The sequence below is a fragment of the Sphingomonas sp. genome, assembly GCF_036388435.1.
GTDB lineage: Bacteria > Pseudomonadota > Alphaproteobacteria > Sphingomonadales > Sphingomonadaceae > Sphingomonas.
The window spans coordinates 12449-31846 of record NZ_DASVRV010000044.1 but is presented as its reverse complement, the minus strand read 5'-3'; the positions used below and the strand labels follow the sequence as shown (position 1 = coordinate 31846).

23 protein-coding genes are annotated in these 19398 nt (G+C 68.3%); 16 read left to right on the top strand and 7 right to left on the bottom strand.

Going from position 1 to position 19398, the window contains the following annotated elements; translation table 11 throughout:
• Positions 1-300: 300 nt before the first annotated feature.
• A complete protein-coding gene (gene ctaD / locus VF592_RS09350; RefSeq protein WP_331005353.1) occupies positions 301-1977 on the bottom strand; it encodes a cytochrome c oxidase subunit I in 1677 nt (558 codons plus the stop codon).
• Positions 1978-1980: 3 nt separating this feature from the next.
• Positions 1981-3147, bottom strand: coding sequence for a cytochrome c oxidase subunit II (gene coxB, locus VF592_RS09345; RefSeq protein ID WP_414714198.1), 1167 nt, complete (start codon positions 3145-3147; stop codon positions 1981-1983).
• A gap of 205 nt (positions 3148-3352) precedes the next feature.
• On the opposite strand from coxB, the gene pyrE reads away from it, so the two are divergent.
• The 7 genes from pyrE to maiA are packed head-to-tail and all read left to right on the top strand — an operon-like array spanning position 3353 to position 8778.
• Entirely contained in the window at positions 3353-3934 is a 582-nt protein-coding gene (gene pyrE, locus VF592_RS09340; protein ID WP_331005351.1) for an orotate phosphoribosyltransferase, read from the top strand.
• Complete coding sequence (locus VF592_RS09335) at positions 3931-5013, top strand: serine hydrolase domain-containing protein (protein WP_331005350.1); 1083 nt, start codon at positions 3931-3933, stop codon at positions 5011-5013. Before pyrE ends, VF592_RS09335 begins: the two co-directional genes overlap by 4 nt.
• Complete coding sequence (locus tag VF592_RS09330) at positions 5010-5738, top strand: pyridoxine 5'-phosphate synthase (RefSeq protein WP_331005349.1); 729 nt, start codon at positions 5010-5012, stop codon at positions 5736-5738. Before VF592_RS09335 ends, VF592_RS09330 begins: the two co-directional genes overlap by 4 nt.
• Positions 5735-6151: a holo-ACP synthase gene (gene acpS, locus VF592_RS09325; RefSeq protein WP_331005348.1), complete on the top strand. Its 417-nt coding sequence runs from the start codon at positions 5735-5737 to the stop codon at positions 6149-6151. The genes VF592_RS09330 and acpS overlap by 4 nt, the downstream gene beginning before the upstream one ends.
• A complete protein-coding gene (lepB, locus tag VF592_RS09320) occupies positions 6148-7089 on the top strand; it encodes a signal peptidase I (RefSeq protein WP_331005347.1) in 942 nt (313 codons plus the stop codon). The genes acpS and lepB overlap by 4 nt, the downstream gene beginning before the upstream one ends.
• Positions 7089-8168 (top strand): AI-2E family transporter, encoded by a 1080-nt coding sequence (locus tag VF592_RS09315; protein ID WP_331005346.1) that lies wholly within the window; start codon positions 7089-7091, stop codon positions 8166-8168. Before lepB ends, VF592_RS09315 begins: the two co-directional genes overlap by 1 nt.
• A complete protein-coding gene (gene maiA, locus VF592_RS09310; protein WP_331005345.1) occupies positions 8152-8778 on the top strand; it encodes a maleylacetoacetate isomerase in 627 nt (208 codons plus the stop codon). Before VF592_RS09315 ends, maiA begins: the two co-directional genes overlap by 17 nt.
• Here maiA and ubiG read toward each other — a convergent pair.
• Positions 8775-9515 (bottom strand): bifunctional 2-polyprenyl-6-hydroxyphenol methylase/3-demethylubiquinol 3-O-methyltransferase UbiG, encoded by a 741-nt coding sequence (gene ubiG / locus VF592_RS09305; RefSeq protein WP_331005395.1) that lies wholly within the window; start codon positions 9513-9515, stop codon positions 8775-8777. The genes maiA and ubiG overlap by 4 nt on opposite strands.
• Before the next feature lie 61 nt (positions 9516-9576).
• On the opposite strand from ubiG, the gene VF592_RS09300 reads away from it, so the two are divergent.
• Positions 9577-10827: an aspartate kinase gene (locus tag VF592_RS09300; protein WP_331005344.1), complete on the top strand. Its 1251-nt coding sequence runs from the start codon at positions 9577-9579 to the stop codon at positions 10825-10827.
• On the opposite strand, the gene VF592_RS09295 is transcribed toward VF592_RS09300, so the two are convergent.
• The 4 genes from VF592_RS09295 to VF592_RS09280 all read right to left on the bottom strand — a co-directional run bounded on the left by VF592_RS09295 (position 10806) and on the right by VF592_RS09280 (position 12872).
• Complete coding sequence (locus VF592_RS09295) at positions 10806-11261, bottom strand: very short patch repair endonuclease (RefSeq protein WP_331005343.1); 456 nt, start codon at positions 11259-11261, stop codon at positions 10806-10808. The genes VF592_RS09300 and VF592_RS09295 overlap by 22 nt on opposite strands.
• A complete protein-coding gene (locus tag VF592_RS09290) occupies positions 11254-11820 on the bottom strand; it encodes an HNH endonuclease (protein ID WP_331005342.1) in 567 nt (188 codons plus the stop codon). The genes VF592_RS09295 and VF592_RS09290 overlap by 8 nt, the downstream gene beginning before the upstream one ends.
• On the bottom strand, positions 11813-12142 hold the full coding sequence (locus VF592_RS09285) for a hypothetical protein (RefSeq protein WP_331005341.1): 330 nt from the start codon (positions 12140-12142) through the stop codon (positions 11813-11815). The genes VF592_RS09290 and VF592_RS09285 overlap by 8 nt, the downstream gene beginning before the upstream one ends.
• Before the next feature lie 475 nt (positions 12143-12617).
• Positions 12618-12872: a hypothetical protein gene (locus VF592_RS09280; protein WP_331005340.1), complete on the bottom strand. Its 255-nt coding sequence runs from the start codon at positions 12870-12872 to the stop codon at positions 12618-12620.
• Positions 12873-13059: 187 nt separating this feature from the next.
• Between VF592_RS09280 and VF592_RS09275 the strand changes: the two genes are divergently transcribed.
• From VF592_RS09275 to pal, 8 genes are read left to right on the top strand one after another with little or no spacing between them, the layout of a single operon-like run.
• Complete coding sequence (locus VF592_RS09275) at positions 13060-14046, top strand: nitronate monooxygenase (RefSeq protein WP_331005394.1); 987 nt, start codon at positions 13060-13062, stop codon at positions 14044-14046.
• Between the two features lie 60 nt (positions 14047-14106).
• The gene (locus VF592_RS09270) at positions 14107-14814 is read left to right on the top strand and encodes a hypothetical protein (RefSeq protein ID WP_331005339.1); all 708 of its coding nucleotides are present in this window, start codon (positions 14107-14109) and stop codon (positions 14812-14814) included.
• 57 nt (positions 14815-14871) lie between these two features.
• Entirely contained in the window at positions 14872-15336 is a 465-nt protein-coding gene (locus VF592_RS09265; protein WP_331005338.1) for a YbgC/FadM family acyl-CoA thioesterase, read from the top strand.
• Positions 15333-16025 (top strand): protein TolQ, encoded by a 693-nt coding sequence (tolQ, locus tag VF592_RS09260; protein WP_331005337.1) that lies wholly within the window; start codon positions 15333-15335, stop codon positions 16023-16025. The genes VF592_RS09265 and tolQ overlap by 4 nt, the downstream gene beginning before the upstream one ends.
• A gap of 2 nt (positions 16026-16027) precedes the next feature.
• On the top strand, positions 16028-16462 hold the full coding sequence (gene tolR / locus VF592_RS09255; protein ID WP_331005336.1) for a protein TolR: 435 nt from the start codon (positions 16028-16030) through the stop codon (positions 16460-16462).
• Entirely contained in the window at positions 16462-17412 is a 951-nt protein-coding gene (locus tag VF592_RS09250; protein ID WP_331005335.1) for a cell envelope biogenesis protein TolA, read from the top strand. The genes tolR and VF592_RS09250 overlap by 1 nt, the downstream gene beginning before the upstream one ends.
• A gap of 9 nt (positions 17413-17421) precedes the next feature.
• Positions 17422-18816, top strand: a complete 1395-nt coding sequence (gene tolB, locus VF592_RS09245) for a Tol-Pal system beta propeller repeat protein TolB (RefSeq protein WP_331005334.1) — start codon at positions 17422-17424, stop codon at positions 18814-18816.
• 50 nt (positions 18817-18866) lie between these two features.
• Positions 18867-19397 carry a peptidoglycan-associated lipoprotein Pal gene (gene pal, locus VF592_RS09240; protein ID WP_331005333.1) on the top strand — a complete coding sequence of 177 codons (531 nt, stop codon included), beginning with the start codon at positions 18867-18869 and terminating at the stop codon, positions 19395-19397.
• Position 19398: the final 1 nt, after the last annotated feature.

Sequence of the window (19398 nt, the reverse complement as noted above, 5' to 3'; positions counted from 1 at the left end):
GGCTCCGCGCCGATGCGGCGACGCATAGCTGAGCCACACGCGCTCGGCCAGCCGACGGATCGCGCCGGCGAACCCGTCCGACGACGCGGGGCCTGCTCCCGCGTCGGGGCCCGATAGGTGGTCCGGACAGCGAAACGCCCCGGTGATGAGCCGGGGCGTTTCTGCTTTTTGGAGAATGCGGACGCGGGAGGTAAATCCCATGTGTCGGTCGCGGCCGCAAGCCGCGCCGGCCGGACTGGCGCATGCGGGCTCGCTTCGCTGGCCCGCACCGGCGAGTAGCTGTCGCTACCCGCCTTGCGCTCAGTCGACCACCGGAAGCGTCTCGAACTGGTGATAGGGCGGCGGCGAGGACAGGGTCCATTCCAGCGTCGTCGCACCCTCGCCCCAGGGATTATCGGGCGCCTTCTTGCCCGCCATCAGCGAGTAGATCAGGTTGACGAAGAACACCGCCATGCCCGCCGCCATGATCATATAGCCGATCGAGGCGACATGGTTCCACTGCTCAAACGCGTCCGGATAGTCCGAGATGCGGCGCGGCATACCCTGAAGGCCCAGGAAGTGCATCGGAAAGAACAGCACGTTCACGCCGATGAAGAACACCCAGAAGTGCACCTGGCCCAAGAACTCGTTGTACATCCTGCCCGACATCTTCGGGAACCAGTAATAAAAGCCCGCGAAAAGCGCGAACACCGCGCCGAGCGACAGGACATAGTGGAAGTGTGCCACGACATAATAGGTGTCGTGCATGTAATCGTCGATGCCGCCATTGGCGAGCACGACGCCCGTGACGCCGCCGACGGTGAACATGAAGATGAACCCGATCGCCCACACCATGGGCGTCTTGAACGACATGGAGCCGCCCCACATGGTCGCGATCCAGGAGAAGATCTTGATGCCGGTGGGAACCGCGATGACCATGGTCGCCGCGGTGAAGTACATCTTGGTGTTCACGCTCAGGCCGATCGCGAACATATGGTGCGCCCACACGACAAAGCCGACCACGCCGATCGCGACCATGGCATAGGCCATGCCCAGATAGCCAAAGACCGGCTTGCGGCTGAACGTGGCGATCACCTGGCTGACGATGCCGAAACCCGGCAGGATCATGATGTACACTTCGGGATGGCCGAAGAACCAGAACAGGTGCTGGTAGAGCACCGGATCGCCGCCGCCCGAGGGGTCGTAGAAGGTCGTGCCGAAATTGCGGTCGGTCAGCAGCATCGTGATCGCGGCCGCGAGGACGGGAAGCGCGAGCAGCAGCAGGAAGGCGGTGACCAGCACCGACCATACGAACAGCGGCATCTTGTGCAGCGTCATGCCGGGCGCGCGCATGTTGAAGATGGTGGTGATGAAGTTGATCGCGCCCAGGATCGAGCTGGCGCCTGCGATGTGGAGCGACAGGATCGCCATGTCGACCGAAGGTCCGGGCTCGCCGTACGTAGACAGCGTCGGATAAACCGTCCAGCCGGTGCCCGCACCGCCGAGAAAGGGCGAGGCGAGGAGCAGCGCGAAGGCGGGAATGAGCAGCCAGAAGCTGACATTGTTCATCCGGGGGAACGCCATGTCGGGCGCCCCGATCATGATCGGCACGAACCAGTTGCCGAACCCGCCGATCATCGCCGGCATGACCATGAAGAACACCATGATCAGGCCGTGCGCGGTGATGAGTACGTTCCACAGGTGCAAGGACGCGTCGAGCGACCCGGTGCCGCCGTGGAGCATGTTCGCCCAGCCGCCCAGATACTGGATGCCCGGATGCGCGAGTTCGGCGCGCATCAGTCCCGAGATCGCGCCGCCGACGATGCCGGCGACGATCGCGAAGATCAGGTAAAGGGTGCCGATATCCTTGTGATTGGTGGACATGAACCAGCGCGCGAAGAAGCCGGGTTTGTGATCGGCATCGTGCGCATGATCATGGCTGTGGGGCTCCGCCTGAAAGGCAAGGCCGCGGCCTGGCGAAAGGGCTGTATCGGTCATGGCTTAGATTCCAGGGTTGCCGAGGCCGGGTTCGTTGCCCGTGGCCCGTTCCACTTTGGGTTGTACGCGGATGGTGGCGTTCTCGACCGGGGCGCCGTCGCCTTCGGTCCCGTTCGACGTGTCGTCGGCGATGTCCGATTCGGTCTGCGGGATCACCTTGTTCGAAGCCTGGCCGGCGCGCGGCATCGTGCCGCCCTTGGCCGCGACCCACGCCGCGAACTGCGCGGGCGGAACCGCCTGCACCGCAATCGGCATGAAGGGGTGGCGCGGGCCGCACAATTCGGAACATTGGCCGAAATACAGGCCCGGCTTCTCGATGGTGAAGCTGGTCTCGTTCAGCCGGCCGGGGATAGCGTCGAGCTTCATCCAGAAGGCGGGCATCGCCCAGCTATGGATCACGTCGTTCGAGGTGGTGATCAGCCGGATCGGCACGCCCACGGGGAGGACGATACGGTTGTCGGTGGCCAGCAGACGGGGGCCGTCGGCGTCGGTGCGCGCGCGCTCGCCCGGATTGACCTCCTTGGCCTCCTTCAGCATGTTCGCGGTGACCTCGAACCCGCCATGATCGGGATATTGATAGGTCCAATACCATTGATTGCCGATCGCCTTGAGCGTCACCGCGCCCGACGGGGCGGGCTTGAACTGCGCCTGGAGCAGCCCGATCGACGGCACCGCGATCAGCACGAGCGCGACCACGGGCAGGAGGGTCCACAATACCTCGATCGTGGTATTGTGCGACGTCTTGGACGGGATCGGGTTGGCGGCGCGACGATAGCGGATCACCACCCAGACGAGCAGGCCCAACACCAGGACGCAGATGGCGGTGATGACCGGGAAGAGGATGACATTGTGCATCCACATCGCGAAGTCGCCATTCTTGGTGACCTGGGGCTGGATGTCGAAGCCGGCGGGCTTGGGCACGCCGATCGCGCGATCGCCGTCGAACACCGGGGCGCCGTTCTGCGCCAGCAGCGGGCTTTCGGGCGCGGCGGGCGGGGTGGCGGCCGCCGTGGTCGGGGCGGTGCTGGTCGAGCCGGCGGAGTTCGCCGATTGCTGACCACCTTCGAGCGCGGGAGGCGCGACGGGTGCCGGAACGGGCAGGGCGGCGGAGGCCAGACCGGCAAATGCCAGGCCGATGGCCAGTCCGATGGAGGTGATCGCGGAGCGCATGGGCTTCATTCAGACCTTATGGCGTTGTTACATGCCACCAAGAACGTCCGTGGCACCTGTCCTATTCGACTGGGTGGGGCCTATATGCGCCCCGACGCATGTCGGGCAAGCGCCCTGCCCCGCTAAATTAACGTGTGATCCCGTTGCGCAGGGCAAGCGCGCTCCGTAGAGCGCGTCGCGCGTGTCAGGAGAGCTGCCCTCAACGATGACCGACGCCGACATCCTCGCCGAGTTCCACGCTGCCAAAGCGCTGCTGGAGGGGCATTTCATCCTGTCCTCGGGACTGCGATCGCCCCGCTATCTCCAATGCGCCCGCGTGCTGATGGACCCGCGCCGCGCCGCCCGACTGGCGGAGGCGCTGGCGGCGCGCTTGCCCGCCGCGGCACGCGCGGGCGTGACGGCGGTGGTGTCGCCGGCGATGGGCGGCGTGATCGCGGGCCATGAAATGGCACGCGCTCTGGGCGTGGAGGCGATGTTCCTGGAGCGGCCCGAGGGTAGCTTCGAGCTGCGGCGCGGGTTCCGGCTGGAGCCGGGGCAGACCGTGCTGATGATGGAGGATGTCGTGACCACCGGGCTGTCGTCGCGCGAGGCGATCGCCGCGATCGCGCGCGCCGGCGGCGAGACGGTCGCCGCGGCGGCGCTGGTCGACCGGTCGAACGGCGCCGTCGATCTGGGGGTGCCCTTCTTTCCGCTGATCCGGCTGGACGTGCCGAGCTATGCGCCCGACGCGCTGCCGCCGGAACTGGCGGCGATGCCAGCGCTGAAGCCAGGGAGCCGGGCGGCATGAGGTCGGCCTTCGTGCTTTTGGCGCTCGTCGCTGCGCCGACGATGGCGCAGGAGCAGACAACCGAGCAGCGCGCCGCCGCCGATGCGGCGATGCGGGCCCGGGTCGAGCGGACCATGGGAGCGTCGAGCTTCGCGGGCAATTACGCGGTGGCCCTTGGCCGACGCCGGGTCGCGGGCGGGAGCCTGGGCGAGTCGGCGCCCGGCATCCCCTTCGTCTACGAGGCGGTGTTCCCCTGGGCATCGGTGACCAAGCAGGTGATCGCGACGATGGTGATGCGCGAGGTCGCCGATCGCCGGATCGCGCTCGACGCGCCCGCCTCGCGCTACTTGCGGGAGCTGGGTAACGGGGGCCGTTCGCCGACCGTGCGCGAGCTGCTTCAGCACCGGTCTGGACTGCGCAATCCCGACGACTCGGTGCCCGACGCGGCCGGAACACCGAGCTTCTACACGAGCGGGCCGACAGGAATCCAATGGTGCCTGGGCGCGCGGGGCACGCCGGGCGGGCCGTGGCGATACAATAATTGCGATTACCTGCTCCTCGGCGGCATCCTGGAACGGGTGCGGCAGCGTCCGCTTGCTGAACTCCTCGCGGCGCGCGTCCTGGGCCCCACGGGGATGCGGGTGCGTTTCGCGGGATCGCCAGCGGACGACGCGCCCGACAGCGCCTGGGCCGGCGGGCCGACCGCGGACGAGCGGCGGATGCTGACGCGCTATGGCAGCGCGGGATCGCTGATGGGGACCGCGGAGGACATGCTGGCCTTCGACGCCGGGCTGTTGTCGGGCGCGCTGCTGCCCGATCGCGAGCGCGCGGAATTGTGGCGGGGGGATCCCAAGCTGGGCCATCAGGCGCTGGGGCAATGGTCGTTCACCGCGCCGCTCAAGGGCTGCGCGGCGCCCGTCAGGATCGTCGAACGGCGCGGCGCGATCGGGCGGTTCCAGGTTCGCAACCTCATCGCGCCCGACCAGGGCCTGTCGGCGGTGATGCTGACCAACCGGGGCGAGGAGCAACTGGATTTCGGCGAGATCTGGCAGGGCAAGGGGTTGGGCCACGACCTGCTCGCCGCGGCGCTGTGCCCATGACCGGCGCGCTCAGGCTGGGGGTCAATATCGACCATGTCGCGACGGTGCGCAACGCGCGCGGCGCGGGCTATCCCGACCCGGTGCGCGCCGCGCTGCTGGCGGCCGAGGCAGGGGCGGACGGGATCACCGCCCATCTGCGCGAGGATCGGCGCCACATCACCGACGACGACATCGCGCGGCTGGCGGCGGAGCTGACGATTCCGCTCAACCTGGAAATGGCGGCGACCGACGAGATGCTCGCCATCGCGCTGCGCCACCGGCCGCATGCGGCGATGTTCGTGCCGGAAAAGCGCGAGGAGCGGACGACCGAGGGCGGGCTCGACGCGGCCGGGCTCCACAACGTGCTCGCGCCGATGGTGGCGGAACTGAGCGCGGCGCGGGTGCGGGTGTCGTTGTTCGTCGAGCCGGAGGCGCGGCAGATCGAGGCGGCGCTCCGCCTGGGGGCGCCGGTGATCGAGCTGCATACCGGCCGCTATGCCGAGCTGGACGGGGAAGCGCGGGCCGAGGAACTCCGGCGGCTGGCGGAGGCGGCGGCGCTGGCGGTGAAGAACGGTATCGAGGTTCATGCCGGGCACGGGCTGACCTTCGACAATGTCCAGCCGATCGCGGCGATCCCGCAGCTGCGCGAGCTCAACATCGGTCATTTCCTGGTCGGCGAGGCGCTGTTCGTGGGGCTGGGCGAAAGCGTGCGGCGGATGCGCGAACTGATGGATGCCGCCCGTTGATCATCGGCCTGGGATCGGACCTGTGCAACATCGATCGGATCGCCAGGTCGATCGAGCGGTTCGGCGCGCGGTTCGAGCAGCGCGTGTTCACCGAGGTGGAACGCGCGCGCGCCGACCGGCGACCGTTCACCAAGGCGGGAACGCTCGCCAAGCGCTTCGCGGCGAAGGAGGCGTTCTCGAAGGCGGTGGGCACCGGGTTCGGCCAAGGCGTGTTCATGCGCGACATCGGCGTGGTCAACGCGCCCGGCGGTGCGCCCGCGCTGGCGTTGACGGGAGGCGCGCGCGACAGGCTTGACGCCTTGACTCCCGACGGCCACGTCGCGCGGGTGCATCTGACGCTGACCGACGATCACCCCTGGGCGCAGGCGTTCGTGGTGATCGAGGCGGTACGGCCCGCTGGAACCGACCAATGAACGACACGGCGATCGACGGACAGCCCGAGGCCGGGACCAAACGGGCGGGCCGGCGCGGCAAGCGGCAGCGGGGCACCGACTGGTGGGGCGAGATCAAGGGAATCTTCTGGCTGGTCCTGATCGTGCTCGGCTTTCACAGCTTCGTCGCGAAGCCCTTCTACATCCCGTCGGAATCGATGCTGCCCGGCCTGCAGGTCGGCGACCGGCTGGTGGTCAGCAAATTCGCCTATGGCTGGTCTTTCGTGTCGCCCACCATCCCGTCGCCCTCCGCCATCTTTCGCTCGCTGGTGCTGCGCCAGCCGGTCGACAGCTGGAGCTATCAGATCCCGTTTCGCGAAGGCCGTCTGTTTGGATCGCTGCCGACGCGCGGCGACGTGGTGATCGTCACGCCGCCGGGCACCCGCAATGATTACATCAAGCGCGTGATCGGGTTGCCGGGCGACAGGCTCGAGGTACGCGGGGGCGCCGTGTTCCTCAACGGCCGCGCGATCCGGCGCAGCCCGCCGCGCGACCGGCTGATCCCCGTCGACGCCAACACGCCCTGCTCGCCGATGGAGTATCCCGGCGCCAGGGAGCACGCGCCCGCCGGCGGGGAGGTCTGCCGCCTGCCGATCGTGCGCGAGACGCTGCCCAATGGGCGCAGCTACGACACGGTCGATCTGGAGCCGAACTCGGCGGGCGACGAGTACCGGCAGATCGTCATTCCGGCCGACCATGTCTTCCTGATGGGCGACAATCGCGATCGGTCGGCGGATAGCCGCTTTTCGCTGGGGCAGCTCGGGCTGGGCGGCGCGGTGCCCTATGAGAATGTCGGCGGGCGGGCCGATTTCGTGACCTTCTCGCTCGACGGGACGGCGTCGTGGAACCCGCTGACCTGGCCCGGATCGTTCCGCGGGGGCCGCGCGGGCACCTCGCTTCACCCCGAGGAGACCCCTTGATGGCTCATGCGTCGCAGTCGGTCGAACAGGGGCCGAGCCCGAACGAGCTTCACGATCCGCTGGTCCGCCAGGAGTTCAAGAAGGCCAAGGTCTGGTTCGGCTTCGCGATCGCGATCGCGTTGATCATCCTGCTGATCCAGCCGCTGCTGGTGATTTTCGCCGGGCTGATCCTGGGGGTGATGCTCGACGGGGGCGTGCGGCTGCTCGGGCGGGTGCTGCCGATCGGGCGCGGGCTCAGGCTGCTGATCGTGGTGGTGGGGGTGATCTTGTTCCTGGTCGGCACCTTTTACCTGACGGGCGTCGGCATCATCGAACAAGCGAACCAGCTCCGCGCGACCCTGGAAGGGCAGGCGGTGCGGCTGACCTCGTACCTGACCGCCCAGGGGCTGATGCCCGGCGCGTCGGACATCAGCGGCATCGCGCGCCAGGCGATGAGCTCGGTCGGCAAGCTCACCTCCTATCTGGGGAGCGCGGTCGGGGCCTCGACCACCCTGTTCTTCATCCTGGTGCTGGGGCTGTTCTTCGCGATGGAGCCGCGCGTCTACGAGCGCGGGGTCCAGTGGATGGTGCCGCGCGCGGAGCGGCAGGAATTCTCGCTGACGCTCGACCGGATGGGGTTCACGCTCCGGCGACTGCTAGCGGGCAAGCTGCTGGGCATGGTCGCGGAGGGGGTGCTGACCTGGGTCGTGCTGATGGTCGGCGGGGTGCCGCTGGCGGCGCTGCTGGGCATCATCGCGGGCGTGCTGGCGTTCATCCCCAATATCGGCGCGTTCATCACGGGCGTGCTGATGGTCGCGGTCGGCTTCTCCGCCGGGGTCGATACGGGGCTGTGGGCGATCGGCGCCTATGTCGTGGTGCAGACCTTCGACGGCTATGTGGTCGCGCCCTATGTCGCGAAGAAGACGGTCGACATGCCCCCAGCGCTGACCCTGGGCGCGCAGATCCTGGCCTCGGCGCTGCTGGGGCTGATCGGGCTGGCGCTGGCCGATTCGTTCGTCGCGATGATCAAGGTCGCGATGGAGCGCCGCGCCGAGCGCGAAGGCGTGCGCGAGAGGGCGGGCGGTGCTCCGGCTGCATGATTATTGGCGGTCCTCGGCCGCCTACCGGGTCCGCATCGCGCTGAACCTCAAGGGACTGCCCTATCATTCGATCCCGATCGATCTCGTCGCGGGCGATCAACGGGGTGAACCAAACCGGGCGATCAACGCGCAAGGATTGGTGCCGACCCTGGTGCTGGAGGACGGCACCGCGCTGACGCAGAGCCTGGCGATCCTCCAATGGCTCGATGACGTCCAGCCAGAGCCGCGCCTCTGGCCCGCCGATCCGATGGTCAGGGCACGGGCGACCGCGATGGCGCTGGTGGTGGTGGCGGACATCCACCCGATCGACAATCTGCGCGTGCTCAAGCGACTCGAGACGCAGTTCGGGGCGGACGGCGACGCGAAGAACGACTGGTATCGGCACTGGGTCGTCGAGGGTCTGACCGCGTTGGAGGCGATGGCCGGACCGGGCCCGTTCCTGGGTGGCGAGCGGCCGAACGTCGCCGACGTCTGCCTCGTGCCCCAGCTCTATAATGCGCGACGCTTCGAGGTGTCGCTCGACGCCTATCCCCGGCTGGTCGCGGCCGATGCGGCGGCGAACGCGCTGCCGGCCTTTCGGGCGGCGGCGCCCGAGCGGGTCAAACCCTAGCCCCGAACCGCCGTCACGAAATAGTCGAGCTCGGTGGAGCCGGAGAGTTCGAAGCCGCGGGCCGGCGAGAAGGCGAGGCCGGTGAGGTCGCGGACCGTGAGCCCCGCATCCGCCAGCAGCGCCGTCAGCTGGTCGGGGGTCAGGAACCGCTCCCAGTCATGGGTGCCGCGCGGGATGCGTCCGGTGCCCTCGGCCAGCGTGATCAGCGCCAGCCGCGACAAGGGGGTGCGGTTGGGGGTGGAGAGGATCAGCAGCCCGCCCTCCGCCAGCGCCCCGGCCAGGCCCCGTACAAAGCCGGCGGGGTCGGCGACATGCTCGATCACCTCCAGGCTGACGACGAGGTCGAAGCGCTCCCCCGTCACGCTCTCGATCCCGCCCGCGCGGTAATCGATGGCGAGCCCGACGGCGTCCGCATGGACGCGGGCGGCGGCGATCACCTCCGGCGCGGCGTCGATGCCGGTCACCCGCGCGCCGAGCCGCGCCAGCGGTTCGGCGAGCAGCCCCGCCCCGCAGCCGACATCGAGCACGCGCTTTCCCGAAAGCGGGGTGAAGCCCCGGGGATCGCCGCCCCAATGCGCGTCGATCCGGGCGCGGACATGGCGCAGCCGGGGTGGGTTGAGCTTGTGGAGCATCGCCGAGGAGCCGCGCGGGTTCCACCAGTCGGCGGCGAGCCGGCCGAAATGCTCGGCCTCGTCGGCGCGGATCGTCCCGCCGCTGTCCGCCTCGTCGCTTGCCATATTCATGGACGCTCCCCTATCAGGCGGGCTCGCCGCACCCAAGGGGGACAAGGGGACGAGCATGGCGCGGATCGTGATGAAGTTCGGCGGGACGTCGATGGCGGGGATCGAGCGGATCCGCGCGGTCGCCGCGCGGATCGGGCGCGAGCGCGCACGGGGCCACGAGATCGCGGTGGTGGTGTCGGCGATGGCGGGCGAGACCGACCGGCTGGTCGGCTTCTGCCGCGAGGCGTCGTCGCTTTACGATCCCCGCGAATATGACGTCGTGGTGTCGTCGGGTGAGCAGGTGACGAGCGGACTGCTCGCCATCGCGCTCCAGGCGGCGGGGGTGCCCGCACGGTCCTGGCTGGGCTGGCAGTTGCCGATCCGCACCTCCTCCGCCCATGCCTCGGCCAGGATCGGCGGGATCGACATGGCCGCGCTCGACCGCGCGCTGGCCGGCGGCGAGGTGGCAGTGATCCCCGGTTTCCAGGGGGTAAGCGAGGACGGATCGGTGACGACGCTGGGGCGCGGCGGGTCGGATACCTCGGCGGTCGCGGTCGCGGCGGCGATGCGCGCGGAGCGGTGCGACATCTATACGGACGTCGACGGCGTCTACACGACCGACCCGCGCATCGTCCCCCGTGCGCGCAAGCTGTCGCGGGTGACCTATGAGGAGATGCTGGAACTGGCGAGCGTCGGGGCCAAGGTGCTCCAGACCAGGTCGGTCGGGCTGGCGATGAAGGAGCGGGTGCGCGTACGCGTCCTGAGCTCGTTCGAGGACGGGGACGACGGCGAGCCCTGGGAAAGCCGGGGCACGTTGATCGTCGGCGAGGAGGAAGTGGACAGCATGGAACGCCAGCTCATCACGGGCATCGCGCACGACAAGAACGAGGCCAAGATCACCTTGACCAGCGTTCCCGACCGGCCGGGATCGGTGGCGGCGATCTTCGCGCCCTTGGCGGCCGCGGAGATCAACGTCGACATGATCGTCCAGAACGTCGCGCATTCGGCGGGGTCGACCGACGTGACCTTCACCGTGCCGGCCGCGGACCTCCCGCGCTCGCTCGACGTGCTGGGCACCGCGCGCGGGGCGATCGGTTACGATAAGCTGGTCCATGACACGCGGGTCGCCAAGATCTCGGTGGTGGGCGTCGGGATGCGCTCCCATGCGGGCGTCGCGTCGACGATGTTCACGACGCTCGGCGAGCGCGGGATCAACATCCAGGCGATCACCACCAGCGAGATCAAGGTCTCGGTGCTGATCGAGGAGGACTATACCGAGCTGGCGGTGCGCGTGCTGCACACCGCCTATGGGTTGGACGCGGAATAGCGCGCATTCACGATGGGCGTTTCGCGCGGACGTCCGAGGAATGCCCGTATCCGCGCCAGGACTACGGGCGGGTCCTTCAGGCTGCATTCCCACACGATCAGCGATCGCCAACCCTCAAGGCCGAGGGCGGCGACCGTCTCCTCGTCGCGTTGTCTGTTGCGCATGATCTTCGCTCGCCAGAACTCTACGTTCGTGCCGGGTAGGCGGCCTCGGGGGCAATCATGTCCGTGCCAGAAGCAGCCGTGCACGAAGATAGCCCGCTTTCGTCGCGTGAAGACGATGTCCGGCCGTTTGCGCCCGAGCCGCAGCTGCACACGGTATCTGTACCCTGCCGCATGCAGCATCCTGCGCACCTGCAACTCGGGCCCGGTATCCCGCCCCTTGACCGCCCGCATCGTCGCGCTGCGCGCCGAGGGCGTGAGGCGATCAGCCATCGCCGAACTTGGTGGCGAGCCATCCGTACACCGCGCGTTGCTCGTCGATACCGGCACGACGGACCTGGCTCAGAAGCCAGATGGTCGAAGGCTTTTGCTGGGTGACGTTCTTGGCGCCCTCGTTGCAGGAAGAGCAGAGGGCCCTTAGGTTGCTCAGCTCGTCCTTACCGCCCAGGCTCTTGTCGACGATGTGTCCGATATGCATGTGCACTTTGCGTCCGGTGCCGGGGTCGACCTCGCCGGGCGTCAGACCACACATTTGACAGGTGAAGCCGTTACGATCGAGCACCTGCGAGCGGAGCGTCCGAGATATCGCGCGTTCGAAAGCGACATCTTTTCGCATGGAAGGCGGCGTGACGAGGCGGTACTCGCCGGGCTTGAGCGAAGCGTCGTCGTTATGCGAATGAATCGGCCAACCTTCTTCGTCGCGTAATTCCCGAAGCCGTCGCGCCCACTCGATTATCCCTGCGGCCGCGCTGATCTCTTCGCCGGTGACGATCCGGCCGACATTGGCGAGCAGGAACTTCCGAACACGGTCCTTCGCGCTCTCCTTAGCCACCGGCCGCCGCATCCTGCGCTTCGACGGCGGCGATGTGTGCCAGCAGCACCCGACCGATATATTCCGTATATGCCGGAGGAATTGCCTCGTTGATCTCGCCCTTGGTCATCCAGTCTATGCCCATCGCGTCGCGAGCCGCGGCGAGCGAGCAATTCCCGTCACCGGTGACCTGAACGAAGTCGACCCATTCGTCCGTCTTGCCGAAATGCGCCTTCCGCTTGTCGAACGTGTGCACCTTCGGGTGTTTCGGGTGGAGAGGCGGCGGCAAGGCGAAGTTAGTTTCAAATAACCGATGCCTCAGGACACGCAGGCCCGGGAACATGGTACCGCACAGCACGACACAAACACGTTAAAGACACACAGTCGATACTGCGCGCGGGACAACAAGACGTAAGCGAAGGGCGCTCGTTCTGCCTATCTAAAGGTCACGTATAAGCCACTAAGCTGACTTTATCTAAGAATAGTAAAGTGGTTTCTATCGCTTGCAAAATACTCCAATCTTATCACTGCTCAAATTTATTATTTAACAATGACCGAGAAGCTAAGACAGTATTTAGGCCACCGAGCAATGTAAGATCGACGCACTCGAATCGGCAGCGGCAGTCGGACGGTTATGGATCCGACCGAGCAGGCGAAGCAGATAATCTGAAAGCCGAGATGCACCGGAAAGCGATGGTCCATTGGCTCGCTGAAGCAAAGCAACAAGTTTTCGTCGAGGAAGGAGTCATAGGCGCCGTCGGCTGCACCGCACATCCAGCAGTGCTGTAGCAACGCATGGTGCTGATCGAGTTGGCTCCTCAAGGCTCATTTGCCTTCATGTAGTAGGTACGCCCATCCCGCTTCTCTTTCTTGACCCGACCGTCCGTCAGCAGCCCGCCAAGCAGAGAGTAGGTCAGGTAATTGGACTGTCTGCCCTCATAATCAGACTCGAGATCGAGTAGGCGCGTTAACTCATTGTTATAGAAGCCGCCGGGCTGTCCGTCGAGCGCGTCGACGATGGTCTCCTCGAGTATAGCGCGCGCTTGCCTTGCTCTGTCTCGCAGCTCACTCACGATCTCGCCTCCTTATCAGATGTTAAGTCCGGTATAGCTGGCCGCGCTCCGTCGGTCACGATCATTGAACTGCGATAGAAGGGACAGCTTGCCCGACCTAGCGGGCAGAGGCATGGACGTACGCATGACCGACACCCTCGCCAACCCGCCCGTTTCCGCCACCGGCCGCGAGCGCCTGCAGCGGCGCATGTCGCGCGGCGCGACTTTTCTGGGGTGCGAGCACGCCATCATGGGCGGGGCGATGTCCTGGGTCTCGGAGCGCAACCTGGTGGCCGCCATCTCGAATGCGGGCGGGTTCGGGGTGATCGCGTGCGGAGCGATGACGCCCGAACTGCTCGACCGCGAGATCGCGGCGACCCATGCGCTGACGGGCAAGCCGTTCGGGGTGAACCTGATCACCATGCACCCGCAGCTGACCGAACTCATCGCGGTGTGCGGCCGGCACGCGGTCGGGCATGTCGTCCTCGCCGGGGGCTTGCCGCCCAAGGGATCGCTGGAGGCGATCAAGGCTACGGGGGCCAAGGTCATCTGTTTCGCACCCGCGCTGTCGCTGGCGAAGAAGCTGATCCGGTCGGGAGTGGACGCGCTGGTGATCGAGGGGATGGAGGCGGGGGGGCATATCGGGCCGGTTTCGACGTCGGTGCTGGCGCAGGAGATGTTGCCCGTCATCGCCGAGCAGCTGCCCGTCTTCGTCGCGGGCGGGATCGGGCGGGGCGAGGCGATCGCGGGCTATCTGGACATGGGCGCGGCCGGGGTGCAGCTCGGCACCAAATTCGTCTGCGCCACCGAATCGATCGCGCATCCCCGGTTCAAGCAGGCGTTCATCCGCGCCTCGGCGCGCGACGCGGTGGCGTCGGTGCAGCTCGACCCCAGGCTGCCGGTCATCCCGGTGCGCGCGCTCAAGAACGCGGGGGGTGAGCTGTTCACCGCCAAGCAGCGCGAGGTGGCGCAGCGGCTCGACGAGGAGGCGGTCGTCATGGTCGAGGCGCAGCTGGAGATCGAGCATTACTGGGCGGGTGCGCTCCGCCGCGCGGTGATCGACGGCGATGTCGAGCATGGCAGCGTGATGGCGGGCCAGTCGGTCGGCATGGTCACGCGCGAGGAACCCGCCGCGCGGATCATCGCCGAGCTGATCGACGAAGCGGCGCACGCGCTAGACCGGCGAGCCGTTTAAACCGGCCGTTAACCTCGTTCGCCAATGATCGACGCCGCAGGGGGCTGTGGAGAATCGATCATGTTTCGGCCAATCGTTCGAGCGTTCCCGCCCCTGACCCTGGCGCTTCTGGGCGGCGCCTGCGCGTCGCGACCCGAGCCGATCGCGATCGTCGTGGCGCAGCCGGCGCCTGCCCCGGTCGTAGTGGCGGCTCCCATGCCGCCGGGCGCCTCGCCGGGAATGCGGATTCCGGCGCTGCTCGCCGATGGCGGCTATGCGACCCCCAATCGCCGGCTCTCCGCCGAAGCGGCGTTGTGGCATCTGCGCAGCGGACTGAACGTCGCGGTGCTCGCCTGTCGCGGGCCGAACGAGGCGGTGACGGTGGCGCGGTACAACGCGCTGCTGCAGTCGCACCGCGCCGGACTGGCGGCGGCGCAGGCGCGGCATCAGGCCGAATATCGCGCGGCCGACCCCGGCGACTGGCAGGACCGTTACGACGACGCGATGACGCGGTTGTACAATTACTGGTCGCAGGCGCCCGCGCGGGCGGACTTTTGCGCGACCGCCGACGCGGTGCTCGCCGAAATCGCGGGTGTCGCGCCCGACCGGCTCGCCGCCTTTGCGGTCGCGCGGCTGCCCGAGCTCGACCGGCCCTTCATCGATTTCTACCGCGCCTATGACGCGTGGCAGGGGCGGCGCGCGCCGGTTATGATGGCCGCGCTGGTGACGCCCGCGCCCGGATCGCTTCCGCGGATCGAGGTCGACCCGGCGGTGTTCGAGCTGCCCTGAGCCGGCGCGGCGCATAGCGGGTTGCGCCCGCGCGCCTGGGCGCTAAACCACATCGCCATGGTTAATGACGGCCGCGACCAGCCAGTCGAAGGGCGCTTCGACGGGGCCGAGCACCGCTTTCCCGTTCGCGTCTATTTCGAGGATACCGACCTGTCGGGCGTGGTCTATCACGCCAATTATCTGCGCTTCATGGAGCGGGCGCGGTCGGACATGCTGCGCGTGGCGGGGATCGACCAGCGCGCGGCGATGGAAGCGGGCGAGGGGGCCTATGCGGTCGCGCGGATGAACATCCGTTATCTAGCGCCCGCCAGGCTGGACGACGCCTTGCTGGTCGCCTCGAAGCTGCTGAAGGTCCATGCGGCGCACGTCGTCGTTCATCAGGCGGTCAGGCGGGGTGAGGTCATCCTCGCGGAGGCCGAGGTCGTCGCTGCCTGGGTCGCGCCGGAGGGTGGACCGAAGCGGCAACCGGCCGAGTGGACCCGGCGGTTCAAGGAATTGATGTTAGGGGAGCCGCAAGCGTGAATCCGTTCTTCGAGACCGACGCGGCGACGTTGTCGCCGGTGGCGCTGTTCCTTCAGGCCGATTTCGTGGTCAAGGCGGTGATGCTGGGACTGCTGGCGGCGAGCGTCTGGACCTGGGCGATCATCCTCGGCTTCTCGCGCCGGATTCGGCGGACGCGGCGCGAGACCGCCAAGTTCGAGCGCGATTTCTGGCAGGCGGACGATATCGACGCCTTTTACAAGATCCACGGCGAGAGCGAATTGCCCTCCGCCCGCGTGTTCGCGGCGGGGGTGGGCGAGTGGCGGCGATCGACCGCGACCTCGCCGATCGACAAGGGCGGCACGCGCGAGCGGCTGGCCACCGCCATGGGCGCGTCGGTCGCGGCCGAGATCGACAAGCTGTCGGACCGGCTGAACATCCTGGCGACGGTCGGGTCGGTGGCGCCGTTCGTGGGGCTGTTCGGGACCGTGTGGGGGATCATGCGCAGCTTCACCGCGATCGCTTCGGCGCAGAACACCTCGCTGGCGGTGGTCGCGCCGGGTATCGCCGAGGCGTTGTTCGCGACCGCGATCGGCCTGTTCGCGGCGATCCCGGCGGTGATCGCTTATAACCGCTTCAGCCACGGGGTGAACCGGGTCGAGGCGAGCCTGAACCGCTTCGCCGACGGGTTCCACGCGACCCTGAGCCGCCAGCTGGACGGGGCGCGCTAGCGATGGCAATGCTGCCTTCCCGCAGCGGCCGGGGCCGGCGCGCGCCGATGGCGGAGATCAACGTCACGCCGCTGGTCGACGTGATGCTGGTGCTGCTCATCATCTTCATGGTCACCGCGCCGCTGTTGACCGCCGGGGTGCCGGTCGACCTGCCCGACAGCCGCGCCAAGCCGCTGGAGGCGGAGGAGAAGCCCGTCCAGATCTCGATCGACCAGACGGGCAAGCTGTTCGTCGACGATACCGAGCTGAGCGAGGGCGACCTGCCCGCGCGGCTGGAGCGGATCGCGTCGGCCGGGGACGCCGCGAAGCCGCCCCAGGTGTTCCTGCGCGCCGATCGGGGGCTCGATTACGGGCGGGTGATGCGCGTCATGGGCGAGCTCAACCGCGCGGGGCTGAACCGCGTCGCGCTGGTGACGGTGGAGCCGGGCGCGGACTGATGGAACGCGCGGAGAAGGTCGGACTGGGCGTAGCGCTTGCGGGGCATGCGGTGCTCTTCGGGTTGCTGTCGGTCGGCTTTCTCGCGACGCCCAACCCCGACAAGCTAAAGAACCCGCCGGTCGAGGTGAGCCTGGTCGAGGAGGTGGCGATCGAATCGGCGGCGCCCGAGCCCGCCGCCGAGCCGGCCCAGTCGATCGCGCCGGAGCAGGGCGCCCCCGAGGACGCGGCGCCGCCCGAACCCGCGCCCGCGCCGCCGGAGCCCGCCCCCCAACCGCGTCCGGCGCCGCCACCGCCCGCGCCGCCGGCCCCCAGACCGCGCCCCGCGCCGCCCAGGCCCGCGCCGAAAGCCGCCCCCATGCCCAAGCCCCGGCCGCCCCAGCCGCGTCCCGCCGCCGCGCCCAAGGCGGCGCCCGCGCGTCCGGCACAGCCCAAGGTCGCCGCCGCGCGTCCGGCGACGCCTAAGCAGACCGCCCCGGCGGCGGCGAAGAAGGGGACCGGATCCACGCAGACCGCATCGGCTTCTCGGCCGCGCGGGTCGCGACTGGGGGAGGATTTCCTGAAAGGGCTGTCGGCGGAACCGTCGCGTTCCACCAATCCCAACCCGCCCGCCGCGCGGATCGGGGCGCAGGCGGCGGCGAACATCGGGTCGGCGATCCAGCGTCAGATCCAGCCCTGCGCCAATCGCCAGGTCTCGCCCGGCCCCGGCGCGAATCGTATCCGCGTCGCGATCAACCTGCGCATCAACCGCGACGGGTCGCTGGCCGGACGGCCGACGGTGCGCGGGCATACGGGGGTGGACGACGACAATAGCCGCTATGTCGACCGGGTGGACGATCTCGTCATCGCGGCGGTGGTCGGCTGCGCGCCGCTTCGCGGATTGCCGCCCGAGCTGTATGACGTGCCCGGCGGCTGGAGCAATTTCACGCTGCGCTACAAGCTGCCCGGTTGAGGTTTCATCATGATCGCTGCTCCCCTTTCGCTCGCGCTCCTGCTCGCCGGGTCCGCGTCGGCGCCCGTTCCGCAGGAGGCCGCGCCCGCGCCGTCGCAAGCGGCGCCTCCGTCACCCGCCGCGGCCGCGCAGGCTGAGGAACTCGTCGTCGATGTCGAGGGTGGTGTCCAGCCGGGCGAACAGCTCTCGATCGCGGTGCCCGTCATGCCCGCCGTCTCGGTCCAGCAGACCGCGGCCGGATCGACCGACGCGCTGGGGCGGCAGCTCGCCGACATCGTCGCGGGCGACCTGCGCAATTCGGGGCTGTTCACGCCGCTCGGCGCCGGGCAGCTCCGCAGCCCGGGTTTTCCCGAGGTGACCGCGCCCGCCTATGACCATTGGGCGGGCACGGGCGCGCAGGCGCTGGTCCAGGGCTATGTCCGCGCGAACGGCGACGGGACGCTGACGGTCGGCTGCTATCTGTACGACGTGTCGTCGCGCGCGGAGCTGGCGCGGCAGGGCTTCGTGGTGCCGCCGTCGGACTGGCGGCGCGCGGGGCACAAATGCGCCGATACCGTCTATGCGCGGCTGACGGGGGAGGGGCCGTATTTCGACAGCCGCGTGGTCTATGTCTCGGAAACGGGGCCCAAGGGCAGGCGCGTCAAGCGGCTGGCGATCATGGACCAGGACGGCGCCAATCACCGTTTCCTGACCAACGGCCAGTCGATCGTGCTGACGCCACGCTTCGCGCCCAACCAGCAGTCGATCGTCTATATGAGCTATGTCGGCGACCGGCCCTCCATCTATGTCTACGATATCGGATCGGGGCGGCAGCGGCTGGTGGCGTCGAACGTGTCGCTGAGCTTCGCGCCGCGCTTCTCGCCCGACGGGCGGTCCATCCTGTTCTCGATGGCGCAGGCGGGCAATACCGACATCTACCGCGTGTCGGCGCAAGGGGGCACGCCGCAGCGGCTGACCAATTCGCCGGGCATCGACACGGGCGGCAGCTATTCCCCCGACGGCTCGCGGATCGTGTTCGAGAGCGATCGCTCGGGCGGGCAGCAAATCTACGTGATGAACGCCGACGGGTCGAACCAGCAGCGGATCAGCTTCGGCGGCGGGCGTTACGCGACCCCGGTGTGGAGCCCGCGCGGCGACCTGATCGCGTTCACGCGCATCTCGGGCGGGTTCCGCATCGGCACCATGAGCCCAAGCGGATCGGGGGAGAAGCTGCTCACCGACGACTGGCATGACGAGGGGCCGAGCTGGTCCCCCAATGGCCGCGTCATCACCTTTCACCGGTCGGGCCGGGGGGCGGCGGGCAAGGCCGATCTGTGGATGGTCGATTTGACCGGGGTGAACGAGCGGCGCATCCCTACCCCGCTCGACGGATCGGACCCGGCCTGGGGGCCGCTTCGACCATGAGGCACGCGGGGGCGCGTACCGAACGGGGCCGGATCACTGGAGAGAAGACGATGACCAAGACCTTGACCTTGATCGCGGCGACTGCGCTGCTGACGCTCGGCGCCTGTTCCAAGAAGCGGCCCGAAGTGCTGCCGCCCGCTCCCGTCGGGTCGGGCGCCGACACGGGCGCGGGCGTGACCGATCCCAATGCGGGCGGGGCCGGGGGCGCGGTGACGCCGGGGTCGGACGCCGATTTCCAGCGCTCGGTCAATTCGAACACGGTGCTGTTCGCGCTCGACCAGTACGACATCGACGCGACCGCGCGCGGGGTGCTCGACAGCCAGGTCGACTGGTTGCAGCGCTATCCGAACGTCCGCGTGACGATCGAGGGTCATGCCGACGAGCGCGGCACGCGCGAATACAACCTCGCGCTGGGCGACCGGCGGGCGAACGCGGCCAAGAACTATCTCGCCGCGCGGGGCGTGTCGCCGAGCCGCATGACGACGATCAGCTATGGCAAGGAACGCCCGATCGAGGTCGGATCGGACGACCAGAGCTATGCGCGCAACCGCCGCGCGGTGACGGTGGTGCTGAGCCGCTGAT

Coding starts and splice junctions, on each gene's coding strand:
- coxB (WP_414714198.1), bottom strand. CDS start 3,147: ATGCGCTCCGCGATCACCTCCATCGGACTGGCCATCGGCCTGGCATTT.
- tolR (WP_331005336.1), top strand. CDS start 16,028: ATGGCAATGCTGCCTTCCCGCAGCGGCCGGGGCCGGCGCGCGCCGATG.
- VF592_RS09270 (WP_331005339.1), top strand. CDS start 14,107: ATGTTTCGGCCAATCGTTCGAGCGTTCCCGCCCCTGACCCTGGCGCTT.
- VF592_RS09335 (WP_331005350.1), top strand. CDS start 3,931: ATGAGGTCGGCCTTCGTGCTTTTGGCGCTCGTCGCTGCGCCGACGATG.
- VF592_RS09295 (WP_331005343.1), bottom strand. CDS start 11,261: ATGGCTGATCGCCTCACGCCCTCGGCGCGCAGCGCGACGATGCGGGCG.
- VF592_RS09285 (WP_331005341.1), bottom strand. CDS start 12,142: ATGTTCCCGGGCCTGCGTGTCCTGAGGCATCGGTTATTTGAAACTAAC.
- VF592_RS09275 (WP_331005394.1), top strand. CDS start 13,060: ATGTCGCGCGGCGCGACTTTTCTGGGGTGCGAGCACGCCATCATGGGC.
- ubiG (WP_331005395.1), bottom strand. CDS start 9,515: ATGGCAAGCGACGAGGCGGACAGCGGCGGGACGATCCGCGCCGACGAG.
- VF592_RS09265 (WP_331005338.1), top strand. CDS start 14,872: ATGGTTAATGACGGCCGCGACCAGCCAGTCGAAGGGCGCTTCGACGGG.
- lepB (WP_331005347.1), top strand. CDS start 6,148: ATGAACGACACGGCGATCGACGGACAGCCCGAGGCCGGGACCAAACGG.
- ctaD (WP_331005353.1), bottom strand. CDS start 1,977: ATGACCGATACAGCCCTTTCGCCAGGCCGCGGCCTTGCCTTTCAGGCG.
- VF592_RS09300 (WP_331005344.1), top strand. CDS start 9,577: ATGGCGCGGATCGTGATGAAGTTCGGCGGGACGTCGATGGCGGGGATC.
- pyrE (WP_331005351.1), top strand. CDS start 3,353: ATGACCGACGCCGACATCCTCGCCGAGTTCCACGCTGCCAAAGCGCTG.
- pal (WP_331005333.1), top strand. CDS start 18,867: ATGACCAAGACCTTGACCTTGATCGCGGCGACTGCGCTGCTGACGCTC.
- VF592_RS09250 (WP_331005335.1), top strand. CDS start 16,462: ATGGAACGCGCGGAGAAGGTCGGACTGGGCGTAGCGCTTGCGGGGCAT.
- tolB (WP_331005334.1), top strand. CDS start 17,422: ATGATCGCTGCTCCCCTTTCGCTCGCGCTCCTGCTCGCCGGGTCCGCG.
- VF592_RS09315 (WP_331005346.1), top strand. CDS start 7,089: ATGGCTCATGCGTCGCAGTCGGTCGAACAGGGGCCGAGCCCGAACGAG.
- VF592_RS09330 (WP_331005349.1), top strand. CDS start 5,010: ATGACCGGCGCGCTCAGGCTGGGGGTCAATATCGACCATGTCGCGACG.